The organism is Duncaniella muricolitica (genome assembly GCF_910574735.1).
Classification (GTDB): Bacteria; Bacteroidota; Bacteroidia; order Bacteroidales; family Muribaculaceae; genus Duncaniella; species Duncaniella muricolitica.
In genome coordinates this window covers 59,819-72,052 of record NZ_CAJTCF010000009.1, presented here as the reverse complement: position 1 = coordinate 72,052, position 12,234 = coordinate 59,819, and the positions used below count along the sequence as shown (strand labels likewise).

Here is a 12,234-nt window from a genome sequence, read left to right as displayed (position 1 = left end):
CATCAAGCCATATGTCATATGCCTGTTCTGTACGTTCGAAGCGCACCATCTCAAACAGTTCGTCCAGCCCCTGGGGCAAGAACATCCAGAATGCTTCCGATGTTTTCATACCGCAAATTTAACAATTTTCTGAAAATTACATGCACCGGAATTTCGGCTTGAGCCCTTTTTGAGACTTTTGTATCTGTTTAGTGATTGAGCGGATTGCGGTAAATCATAGAGGCCGACTCTTTGTAGAGGTCGCCCAGGCGGTGGAGTGTGTCTTTGAGTTTCATAATTAAGTAGTTTTATCAGTGATTACACAATTACAACACTCCCGGCCAAAGGATTGTTTAAAAACAATGTTTTATAACACACGCTTTTTATTCCGGCAGATACACTAACGTACAAGCCCGCGATGGGTCGAGCACACCGGCGGCGGTGGCGACCATGTCATCGCGTGTCTCTGAGCGATACGTGGCCACACGGCGGTTGATGTCCTCGCCATGCATCTCGGCCATGGCCAGTTCCTGAGCCCGTGACAGGCATGAGAGCATCGAAAACCTGTGGTTGGAGTCAAAGCGGTTGAGAGCACGCTCGAGTTCGCGCTGTGTGAGTCCGCCTTGCGCCTCGGGAGCCGCAAGTGCACGGGCATGAGTGTTGAGAGCCTCCACGGCATGCCCCACGGCCTCGGGCGACGCGTCGGTGAGACGTCCGCGCAGCATCAGGAAACCCGGCTCCTCGCTTCCGGCAATGGAGGCGTCGGCCTCGGTGAAAAGCGAGTCGGCCATCACGAGACTGCGGTAATAGCGCGACGAACGTCCCGAGGCAAGCACGTCGGTGAGAAGATCCGACTCTATATATCCAGGCTGTCCGTAAGCGGCCATCGGATAGGCCACCACCACTAGAGGCTGGGGCACTCGGCCTGTGACCGTAAGAGTACGCGGCCCGGTGACCTCAGGTTCGGGCTGATAGAGCCGCGGAGCGATGTCGCGGGCGGGTATCGGGCCAAACCACCGCTCCAGCCCGTCACGGGCCTGCTCGAGAGTGACGTTGCCGCTGATGGCTATGACGGCATTGTTGGGTGCGTAGTGGGTATAGAAAAAGTGTTTCACATCGTCGAGCGTCACACGCTCGATATGTGCAATCTCCCGTCCGATGGTCGGATAGCGATAGGGATGTGAAGTGTAGAGCAGTTCGCGCAGACGGTGGGCCACATCGCCATAGGGACGGTTGAGATGGGTCTGCTTGAACTCCTCGATGACCACCGACTGCTGCACCTCAAGCGAGCGCGGCGAGAATGAAAGCCCCCACATGCGGTCGCTCTCGAGCCACAGGAGCGTCTCGAAATTGGCAGCCGGAGCCACGTCGTAAAAGTTGGTGAAGTCGTTGCTTGTCCATGCGTTGCTCGTGCCGCCGGCCCGCTCCAGCTCGGCATCGAAGTCGGGCACATTGGCCGAGCCGCCAAACATGAGGTGCTCAAAGAGGTGGGCAAGGCCCGTGAGCTCAGGCGACTCGTCGCGCGAGCCCACGTTATATAAGATATTGACCGCCACCATGGCCGTCGAGGGATCGTAATTGTGTACGGCTCTCAGACCGTTGGAGAGCGTAAAGGTGTTATAGCTTATCATGGAAAAATGAAATATCGGACCTCAAAGTTACGACTTTTTGTGCAAAAACGCCCTAATGTCACGAATATGAGCGCAAAAAAGCATACAAACATTTGGAACTGTTGATAAAATATATGTAAATTTGCAGAAAACCATCACATTATTTTATTTAATCTCCAAGATAACATGAAAACTATCGTTGAAAAAATCAATGCCGGTTTCGAGGCATTTGCCAAGGACGCAGCCGCACAGGTAGAATCAGGCAACAAGGCCGCCGGCGCACGCGCTCGCAAGGTTTCGCTCGAGCTTGAGAAGCTCCTCAAGGAGTTCCGCAAAAACTCTATCGCTGCCTCCAAGTAAATCATCGAGACAGTGTCTCTATTGCCCGATATCGGCAAAAAGATACAAAAAGACAAAAGTCTCAAAAGGAACACAAGTTTTTAATCAGCATAAAACATCTGTTTTACGTACGATTAGAAACTTTTGTTCCTTTTGAGACTTTTGTCTTTACAGCATTTCCACGGCTATCGCGAGGTCACTGCAAGAAGAGAGCGGCACAGTCGGCAGGAGCGAGCGCGGGGATTGAGGAGGAGGGCTCCTCGGCATGCACCCACAGGGCTATGGCCCGCGACATGAGTATGTCGTCGTGACATCCGCGCCTGGCCGCATAGGTGCCGTCGGATAGCGATTCATACTGCATGAGTTCGTCACACGCGCCGGGGTCGCGCTCGACATACAGGCCGTCGCGCACCATCGCGATGAGATGGGCTATCAGCGAGGCCTTGGTGTGGACATTGGTGTGAAATCCGGGCAGACGCCCGGTGGGCGACCCCTTGCTGCGGCGGTAATACATGTTGGCATAGGAGTCGGCGAGAGTGGAGAGTATATAGTGGCCGCGGCCCTCCGAACCGCCTTCCCACGAATTGCTCTCCACGACAAGCAGAGCGTCGTTATACCATCGCGCCATAGCAGCCGCCCGCCATGCCAGCAGGTCGTGGTCGATGTGTCCCCTCCACTGCGCCACAACCTCGGGACGCGGGTCGGAAGTGGCGTCGAGCCGGCGGTCAAGCACGGTGATGACCGAATAGTCGGCCGTGAGAGTGCGCCCGCCTATGTCGAGGCTCACAATGTAGGCGGCACCCTCGCGCGGAGGCCGCCACACGCGCGCCTTGCCCGAGGCCGAAGGCTGAAACCGCGGCGACGAGAGGTCGGAGGGCACACCCGACCATGAGCCGAGCACCTCGCCAACAACCGGCTCCAGCACACACCCCTGAGAGCGCAGACGCTCTACGTCGGAGGCGGAAAACACCGCGCTCTCGGTCGAGCAGAAGGCTTCGTCGGGCGTGGTGGGAAACTCGGCCATCATTGAGCGGTGCTCGGTGTACTCCCGGGCCTTGCGCCTGTACCACATTATAGCCTCGAGCGTGCAGCCGTGCTCCTCCCACAGCTCGCGCTCGTAGTCGGAAAACGAGTTGTAAAACTCCACGACATCCCCGACAGGCTCGGTGTTGAGCTCTATCTCGTGCCACGCGACAAAAAACGGGGTCTTGTCGCTCTTGCCGGCCACAGCCCTGAGCCACTCCTTGTGAAAGAAATTGCCCACACCGTTGGCCGTGCTCTCCATCACCACCACAGTCAGCGGACTGCGGGCTATGCCGGAGGCTATGGAGCGCACGAGGTCGACGGGATTGTGGAGCTGCGAGTCTTTCCAGAAAGCCACCTCGCTCATATGGGCCATGGAGCAGTCCATGCCTCGCGTCGACTCCTGGTTTTCGCTCGAACACACCGTCACGCGACATCCGCGGCCGGGAATCATGCGCACATTGGTCATACGTTCATAGGGGCGGAACTCGGGCACGCACTCCTCGTCCCAATACTCGCGCGGATAGTTTTCGAGCAGGTGGGTATAGATGCCGCGGATGGTCGATGAGGTGTCCTTGACATGGGCGCAGATGAGCGAATGCCAGTTGTGCAGATGCACTATCTGAATCCATGCAAAATATATCTGCACCAGAGTCGACGCTCCCCACTGGCGCGCCTTGAGAATGATGACGCGCACCGGCAAGCCGGCCTCGCGCTGCTCCTCGAGCGCGCGCAGCAGCCGACGCTGCGGACGGTTGAGCACAAATGGCACCGACCGCTTGGTGGTCTTGTGGAGTATCCTGACACATGTCGCGGCCCAGAACTCAAAGTCATATCTGAACCTGAGCATGGCAAAGTCACGGTCGCCGAGCGTGACAGCATAGCCGGTATCTTCGAGCATGGCGCGCGGCACATAGTGAACCGCCGCGCCACGCACCACCCTCACCCGGCCGCCATCGTGACGGTCGCCCTCGAGAGGGTCATATGAACGTGCCGCGAGCCGTCGGTGACGGGCACGGTTTTCGGCTTCAAGGATAGTTCGGTCTATGTTCATGGCTCGGTAATGACAAGTTTTGACGGACAGGAAGTGGAGAGCGACACCTCGAGAGTCATGCGGTGGCTGTGAGGCACCGCCACCGGCTCACACAGGGGATGACTGAGGTCGCCGCCGTTGACGACAAGGGTCCTGACGGCGGCCGAGGCACGGCCCGAGCTGTCGTGAGAGGCCGTCAGGACTATCCGGCCTGTCAGTCCCTCGCCCGACACTCCGGCATGCAACATGGCGCATGAGCCCGGAGCATAACGGTGACCGACGGCCGAGACATGACTCACGCTCACGGGGCCATCCTCTTCCTCCGACGGGTCGAGCAAACGGCCGTCCGAGCCGACAAGTATCATCCCCGCACTGCCCGACACCACTCCGTCAATCCCTATGCCGCCACGCGTATAGAGCACCGAGCCGTCGGGCGATGTCACCAGAGCCTCGTCATCGCTGCCGTCTCCTGCACCGATACACCACAACTCGCCATAGCGGTCGCTCCAGCCGAGCATCGTGGCCCGACAGTTGTCAAGCAGTGTCGCGGGACGCGAGCCGGTTACAGTCACCAGTGCCCCTCCGGCTATCGCGGCAACTCCTCCGGCCATCGGCGTCACCGCCAGCGGCGAACTCACTCCCCGACTGTCGAGCAGGTTGAGATTGATGCGACGGCGGTTGTCAGTCAGCGTCATCGACGATATGCCTCCCGACCCGAAGAGATAGAAACGCGCCGAGGGCACGGCAAACGAATTACTGTGACGCATGGCAGGCAGCAGTGCGCAGAGTTTCATGCCGTCGCCATAGCTCACGGCGACAGGCTCAAGCGGAGATGCCACGCCACACACGGCCACGGCCGAAGGATATTCACGACATCGGGGCGAGGCCGAGGGCACTACATATCCGCCACGGTCTTCGGTCAGTGCCGCCGGACACAGATCGGGGCTGAGCCGGTAAGACATACGGCCGCACGGCGTGGACACAAGGGGCACTGTCAAAGCCTTGCCGCCGGCTATGAGCGTCATCTCGACGGCATCGGCCGACGGATAGACCAGCAGCGGTGACAGCGACGGCTCTCCAAAACCTGACATTACAGCCGTGCGCACCACCGACGAGCCGTCGTGCATGGTCACCCTGACGGCGGTGGGGAGCGATGTCTGTGCCGCGGGAGCCTCTATCGACATCTCGGGCAGAGAATAGCCGTCAAACGGCATTACCCTGAGGCCACCCCAGGCTATGAGGTCGCCGCTGCGGGCCACGGCCGAGGCTGTAAACCTGTGGGGCGCGCCTACGCTCACTGCCAGCGCGCTCTCGGCCGTAGGCGACGCTGACGACATGTCCATTATAGCCGAGAGGCGGCTCAACTCGCCGAGTGTGTCGTCGGCTGGACGGCCTGACAGCAGCGCGCTGTCGGCATTGTCGAGTATCGCGGCCACATATGCCGCCGGGCGTGTGCCTTCGGCTGCATACCCGCGCAGGGGGTCGACTCCGGCGAGCGTGGCGGTCATGGTGAGCTGTGTGGCCGAGGCTCCACTCTTGCGCGTATGGCCGGGCAACTTGGCCGACCAGGGGTGAAGCTGGGGCGACACAAGCAGTTCGACCGAGCGCACCAGAGCTTTCCACTCCGCGTCGGGAATGCGGGTATACTCTATGGCCGGAACAAACTCCGTGGCGGTGAGGCGCGTTTCGCCACACTGCCTGAACCCTTCGCCCGTCAGCGTGAGGGTGGCTGTCACCCCCTGCAGCCCCGTCCGAGGAGCCACAATCACGGGAGCCGAGGTGTAGAGCACTCGTCCGCCTTCGCCTCTGAGCCGATAGCGTGCCACCACGGGCTGGATATAGCGGCCGCGCGACAGCGCGCTGTCTGACAGGGCGATGTAAGCCTCTCTCATGGCCTTGTCGATGGCAGTCCGGTCGGTGTCGCCAAGCTGCTGTGACGTGGTGGTGTAGGAGGAGCGCAGAGTCATGGCCGGCAAGGTGCTCACAGCCGTGCCGACGTCGCGACGCACTATCATCAGCGGCGGCAAGGAGGGAAAGAGCGGTATCTCGCTCCACGACAACTGCCCGTCGGCATCGCGCAGGGCCGCAAAGCGTCGTGCCGGGCCTTCGGCCGGCATCACTATAAGTCCGTCATCAAGTCCGATGGCACACTCGGGCGGCCGGTCGGTGCGCCATACGACCGTGACGGCCCCCTCACGGCCTGTCACGGCCTTGAGACAACCGTCATGATGCACCAGCACACAACGCGTGCCGTCACTGAGCGAAATGACTCCGCCCGGCACGGCTGACGGACGGTCACCGTAAAACTTAGCCACTCTCCGTGGCAGGCCCACTCCGCCCAGGCCTCCCGTAAGGAGCGGCCGGAGATTGCGGCAACGTATCACACGCCGGTAATCGGAAAGTGTGGCGACAGGAAAAACTATGGTCTTGGGAAACATAAAGGGGTGTGAATTTGCATTGAATCTTGATGCAAATTTACACCCCGAAATGAGCCGAAAAGGTGCGATAATGCCGCCTTGAGGAGTTTAGAGTTAAAAGGTTAAGGTCTATAAAAAAGTTAAAGTTTACGCACAGAAAATCTATGCATAAACTTTAACCTTTTTAACTTTTAAAACTCTCTATTATGCGAGAGCGGCGTTGGTCTTGCGGACAGCCTCGGCACTCTTCTTGAAGAGCTCTTTCTCCTCATCATTGAGCTCAAACTCAACGACTTTCTCGATGCCGTTGCGGCCGATGATAGCGGGAACGCCGATGCAGAGGTCCTTCTCGCCATACTCGCCGTCGAGCAGAGCCGAGCAAGAGATGAGCTTCTTCTCGTCGTGAAGCACAGCCTTGACCATCTGGGCTCCTGCCGCTCCGGGGGCATACCATGCCGAAGTGCCGAGGAGCTTGGTGAGAGTGGCACCGCCTACCATGGTGTCGGCTGCAACCTGCTGGAGTGTGGCAGCGTCGAGATAGTTGGTGGCGGGAACACCGCGCCATGCAGCGTAACACACGAGGGGTATCATTGTGGTGTCGCCGTGGCCGCCGATTACGATGCCCTCGACCTCGGTGTGGTTGGCTCCGAGAGCGTTGGCCAGACGATATTTGAAACGCGCGCTGTCAAGAGCACCACCCATGCCGATGATACGGTTTTTGGGCAGACCGCTCACCTTGTGGATGAGATAGGTCATGGTGTCCATGGGGTTGGAGATGCAGATGATCACTGCGTTGGGCGAATACTTCAGCAGTTGCTCGGTAACGCTCTTGACGATACCGGCATTGACGCCGATAAGCTCCTCGCGGGTCATGCCCGGCTTGCGGGGGATACCTGAAGTGATGACTACGACGTCGCTGCCTTCGGTGGCTGCGTAATCGTTGGTCACACCCTTGAGGGTAGTGTTGATGTTGAGGATGCTGGCGGTCTGCATGATGTCCATGGCCTTGCCTTCCGATACGCCCTCCTTGATGTCAAGGAGCACTACCTCGTCGGCTATACCGCAAGTTACCAATACATTTGCACATGTTGCGCCAACATTTCCGGCGCCTACTACTGTTACCTTTGACATAGTATCTATTAGTTTAGAATCAATGATTATTTTACCGCAAAATTACGGAAAAATTTCCGTAATTAAAAAATAATTTTTGGCCTATTTGACATTAAAATTATCCCCGGAACGCACCCCTGACGTTTCGCCTTATCGCCACGATATTACCTGCGGTTATTGCCGCCATTATCGCCAGTCCGACGATATATGTCACCACCGGCGAGGCTCCGCTCGCACCGAGCGCGTCGAGCCTCTCGTGCCAGAGCACCGAGGCCACCGTCACAGCCGTGAGCGCGACCGCGAGCACCGCTCCGTTGACCCACGCCACCACCATAATATAATAGCGTGCCACCTGGCCGGGGGTGTAGCCCAGCAGCATCAGGTCGTGAATCTTGGCACGGTTTTTCTGAAGGAGAAGATAGATGCTCAGCAGCAGTATGAAAAACGCCAGCACACTTATGATCACACCGATAGCCACCACCACCGTGGTCACCACCGACAGGAAATAGGCGGCTTTGCCTCCGGCAGCCTTGTCGCCGGCTATCTCATAGCCGTGCGCGTCCATATAGGCCGTAGCATCGGGGTTGCCGGCACGGTCAAGCCGTATTATCATACGTGACGGCTCCGTCCCGCGTCCTTCGCCAAAGGTGCCATTGGCCCACGCCATAAAATCCTCGGGGACCGCGATAGTGTTCAACCGCGATGAAAATCCGGCTATGCGTGCGTCGACCCACTGCTGACGCCCGTTGCCGCTGAGACTCAGACGCAGCGGCAACATGCCGATAAGCTCCTCGGAGATCTGCGGAAGTCCGCGCGAGGCGGCAAAACCGAAATTATAAAGCGTGAGATAATCCTTGGATATAATCACCAGCACCGGCTCTCGGCTACCGGGATTATAGCCCCAGCCACGCGGCATGATGTCGAAAAACTCATCGGGTATCGACTCCAGAAACAGGGCGGTCGACAGCGGTGCTCCACCTATGTCGACCCGCGCCGAGATATTAAAATCGGCCGAAGTAAACTCGCCCGTCTCAGCGGCCCAGGGCTGTGAAGCTATATCTTCGCGCTCGGATGGCGAGAATGTGGTCGACGAACTCATCCCGCCCAAGCCCTGCACTCCGTCGACACGCTTGGAGATAATGATATAGTCCGACGAGATAAACGAGTCGGCATCCTCGCTCACGGATGTAATGTCGCGATAAAACTGCAAGGCGGTGAGCACTATCACCAGTCCGACAAGATTGGCCACGGCATAACCGGCTATCTGCCCCGCGCTCATATTACGACGCAGCAACCGCCCTATCGGGCCTGAGGAGCCTTTGGAGACACGCGATGTATGAATATCTTTGGATTGATTGCTTTTCATAAAACTAATATGTAAAACCCGTCTACAATCTTATCAGTTTGTATTCATTAACGGCAAGTTTGTTTCCGACCGAGGTGACTATGACCGAGGCTTGGCGGGCGGTCGCCTCCTCGACTATGAGCGATGCCACCGTGGCATTGTTTCTCACATCGAGATGGCTCACAGGCTCATCGACAAGCAGGAAGTCAAACGGCTGGCACAGCGCGCGGACAATCGCTACACGCTGCTGCTGTCCCACACTCAGACGTCCGGCCGGCTCTCCGGCCTTGTGGGCAAGCTCCAGACGGTCGAGCATCCCCATCACCTCGCTTTCGGAGCGATAAGAAGTCAGGCGGTTTTTCACCATTATGTTATCCATCACGGACAGTTCGCCAAACAGTCTCATCTCCTGCGGAAGATAAGCAAGGGCTTCACGACGCAGAGCGCACCAACGCTCTATCGAAAAGCCCCTCACATCCTCTCCGTCAAAAAGTATCTCACCGTCATAGTCAGTACGCGCACCGTAGACAAACGAGCACAGCGACGACTTGCCGGTACCGCTCTCGGCCTCGACTATATAGGCCGACGGACGCACAAAACTTACATCCTCACGCAGCCACACTTCGCTGTGACACACGGGCGGCTCAGATTCGCTCCCCCGGAATACACGGGGGAGCACTTTGCGCAGAGTTATTCTATCTATCATTTCATTGCTGTCAAAAGAAACACGAGCACGGGCCACTGAGTGCCGTCGGCCTTGAGTTTCACAACTCCCTTGCCGTTGTCCATCGAGGCCGAAACCACCAAACCGGTGCCTTCGGGCGCGCCGTGAACATAGTCGGAATATGGCTCCAGGCTCAGATTAGCCGCCATATCCTTGTTGACAAAAGTCGGGGCCAGCGAATTGTTGCGCGTGTTGTCAAATCCTATTGTAGAGATGCCGAGATAACCGTCGACATTGCCTATATACATCGTCTTGCCATACTGCGGTATGGCCATGAGTCCGTCGGCCGTGACTGTGGGAGTCATGCCGGCGGTCGACATCATGCTGCTTATCATGGACATCAGAGAATTGATTTTGTCCTGAGGCATATGCACCATCACGATGAAATCCCAGTCAGAGACATCGCCGTCCTTCATAAGCTCGGGCGACGAAGGAGCGGCGGCCATTAGCACAGTGCCGTCGATCGACTCCAGATAAGGATTGACCACCGACATGAAAGCGGCAGTCTGAAATCCGCCGGCCATCATGACCACCTTGCGCAGAGGCTCCCAGTCAAACTCTCTGGTAAGACCGAAGGCCAGGGTCACATTAAAATTCTCAGGCACATAGGCCAGAAGGGCAGGATTGATGTTCTGCATCCCCTTGGGCTTGACAGTGAGGCCGGTCGACTTCATCATCTCCCAGTCAATCACAAACGAATTGTCGGCACCCTCCTTGAGTGCCGCCACACTCCACTCCTTGTCCTGCGCGTCAATCCCGGCGTCCGATTTATCCATCGAAGCCAAGCCTGATGCCACAGCCACGTTGACCATATTGTCGCGGCCCAGCACCTCGGCAATGCCGTCGAGCTGAGCCACCGACATCTCACGGGCACGTTTCTTAAGTTCGTCTACCGACTTGACGGCATCCCGCGCACCTGTCACGAACCATACCAGTCCGTCCTTGGCAAGCAGCGACGCCGACCCGAGGCGCGCCGACCTGTAACCGTTTGACGCCTCGTTCCAGTCGAGATATTCGCTCGTAGCCGTGTCAAACCGTTCAATATCACCGACCGACAAAATGGCATAAGTGACATTTTCCTTATCGGCGGCCACCACGATATTGTCAATATCCGCCACACCCTCGGCCTTCATTCCGGCCAGGGCATCAAGCATCTTCATATTTCCACGCACCACACCCTGCATCGGCAAACACACCTCGGCTGTGCCGTCGCCCTTAAGGGTCACACCCACGGCCGAGCACAGCTTATCGACATTAACCGTCGCCACCAGATTGACGTCAGCCGGGATATTATCAAGAATCTCTGCCCGCTTGGAGCACGACGAGGCCAGCCCGACAAACACCGCCGTCAGGATAGCAAACATGATGTGTTGCAGTTTCATATGCTTTAATTCAGATTATAATATACAATGTTTCAGCAATTCCGGCAATAATTACTAATTACTAATTACTAATTACTAATTGCTAATTATCCGAGGTTTTTCCTGAACGCTCTGCGGCGGCGGTGCTGCCTACGCTCGAAATACTCCCATTGCGACTGCACGTGTATATTCTCCTCAAGCTCCAGATTGGTCTCGGCAAACTTCACGCCGTCCTTGATAAAGATATTACACAGGTCGTAGAAAAACAGCGAATTGACACCCTTTGACTGATATTCGGGCGTCACGGCTATAAGCATCAGGTCTACCACATCATTGTGCCCCTTCATAGCCTTGAGCAGATGCCACCATCCGAAGGGGAAGAGACGTCCGCCCGACTTGCGCAGAGCCTCCGACATCGAAGGCATGCTTATACCCACACCTACGAGTTTGTCATCGCGGTCCACCACGATGCTCACATAATCGAGCTTAAGCAACCCGAGATACATGTCGATATAATAGGCTATCTGCTTGTCGGTGAGTGGGCTGTAACCGTAAAGCCCCGCATAGGTCTCGTTGATGAGCTTGAACAGAGCCTCGCCATACTGCTCCTTGACCTTCTTGGCCGACTTGAACTTGATGATGCGCAGATCATACTTCTTGAGCACAATCTCCGCGATGCGGGTCATCTTCTCAGGCAGCTTGTCGGGTATCGTGATGCGAAACTCTATCCAGTCGGTATCCTTTCTGTAACCCATACGCTCCATGTGTGACGGATAGTAGGGATAATTATATATCGTGGCCATGGTGCCCATCTCGTTGAAACCCTCGACGAGCATACCCTCATGGTCCATGTCGGTAAAGCCCATCGGCCCGATAATCTCGGTCATGCCGCGCTCGCGAGCCCACGACTCGACAGCCCCGAACAAGGCGTCACACACCTCCCTGTCATCGGTAAAGTCGACAAAACCGAATCTCGCCTCCTTACGTCCCGACTTCTCGTTGAGCATACGGTTGATGATACCCGTGATGCGTCCCACAGGCTTGCCGTTGCGATAGGCCATAAACGACTGGGCCTCGCATATCTCAAACGCCGGATTTTTCTCAGGCAGCAGCGTGTTGACATCGTCAAACACAAGCGGCGGTACATAGCACGGATTTCCCTTATAGAGATCTATGCCGAATTGCACATATTTTTCAAGTTCCCTTTTAGTAGCCTCAATGGCACGTATGGTAACAGACATTACGTTCAGTTGATAGTTGTAAAAATAGTCGATTAATGCACCTCCGGACCAT

The 12,234-nt window shown here is 56.9% G+C and carries 9 protein-coding genes; 1 reads left to right on the top strand and 8 read right to left on the bottom strand.

The window, feature by feature from the left end:
- Nucleotides 1-362 precede the first annotated feature (362 nt).
- Nucleotides 363-1,610: a M16 family metallopeptidase gene (locus tag QGT73_RS03520; protein WP_280121438.1), complete on the bottom strand. Its 1,248-nt coding sequence runs from the start codon at nucleotides 1,608-1,610 to the stop codon at nucleotides 363-365.
- 165 nt (nucleotides 1,611-1,775) lie between these two features.
- On the opposite strand from QGT73_RS03520, the gene QGT73_RS03515 reads away from it, so the two are divergent.
- Nucleotides 1,776-1,949: a histone H1 gene (locus tag QGT73_RS03515; RefSeq protein WP_123617653.1), complete on the top strand. Its 174-nt coding sequence runs from the start codon at nucleotides 1,776-1,778 to the stop codon at nucleotides 1,947-1,949.
- Nucleotides 1,950-2,124: 175 nt separating this feature from the next.
- Here QGT73_RS03515 and QGT73_RS03510 read toward each other — a convergent pair whose 3' ends face one another.
- From QGT73_RS03510 to QGT73_RS03480, 7 genes are all read right to left on the bottom strand, one after another.
- Nucleotides 2,125-4,005, bottom strand: a complete 1,881-nt coding sequence (locus tag QGT73_RS03510; RefSeq protein WP_280121437.1) for a terminase large subunit — start codon at nucleotides 4,003-4,005, stop codon at nucleotides 2,125-2,127.
- Nucleotides 4,002-6,422, bottom strand: coding sequence for a hypothetical protein (locus QGT73_RS03505; RefSeq protein ID WP_280121436.1), 2,421 nt, complete (start codon nucleotides 6,420-6,422; stop codon nucleotides 4,002-4,004). The genes QGT73_RS03510 and QGT73_RS03505 overlap by 4 nt, the downstream gene beginning before the upstream one ends.
- Nucleotides 6,423-6,605: 183 nt before the next feature.
- Nucleotides 6,606-7,532, bottom strand: coding sequence for a malate dehydrogenase (locus tag QGT73_RS03500; protein WP_280121435.1), 927 nt, complete (start codon nucleotides 7,530-7,532; stop codon nucleotides 6,606-6,608).
- Nucleotides 7,533-7,629: 97 nt separating this feature from the next.
- The gene (locus QGT73_RS03495; protein WP_280121434.1) at nucleotides 7,630-8,877 is read right to left on the bottom strand and encodes an ABC transporter permease; all 1,248 of its coding nucleotides are present in this window, start codon (nucleotides 8,875-8,877) and stop codon (nucleotides 7,630-7,632) included.
- A gap of 22 nt (nucleotides 8,878-8,899) precedes the next feature.
- On the bottom strand, nucleotides 8,900-9,562 hold the full coding sequence (locus QGT73_RS03490; protein ID WP_280121433.1) for an ATP-binding cassette domain-containing protein: 663 nt from the start codon (nucleotides 9,560-9,562) through the stop codon (nucleotides 8,900-8,902).
- Nucleotides 9,559-10,962, bottom strand: coding sequence for a hypothetical protein (locus tag QGT73_RS03485; protein WP_280121432.1), 1,404 nt, complete (start codon nucleotides 10,960-10,962; stop codon nucleotides 9,559-9,561). Before QGT73_RS03485 ends, QGT73_RS03490 begins: the two co-directional genes overlap by 4 nt.
- Nucleotides 10,963-11,048: 86 nt before the next feature.
- Nucleotides 11,049-12,182, bottom strand: coding sequence for an N-acetyltransferase (locus QGT73_RS03480; protein ID WP_280121431.1), 1,134 nt, complete (start codon nucleotides 12,180-12,182; stop codon nucleotides 11,049-11,051).
- Nucleotides 12,183-12,234: the final 52 nt, after the last annotated feature.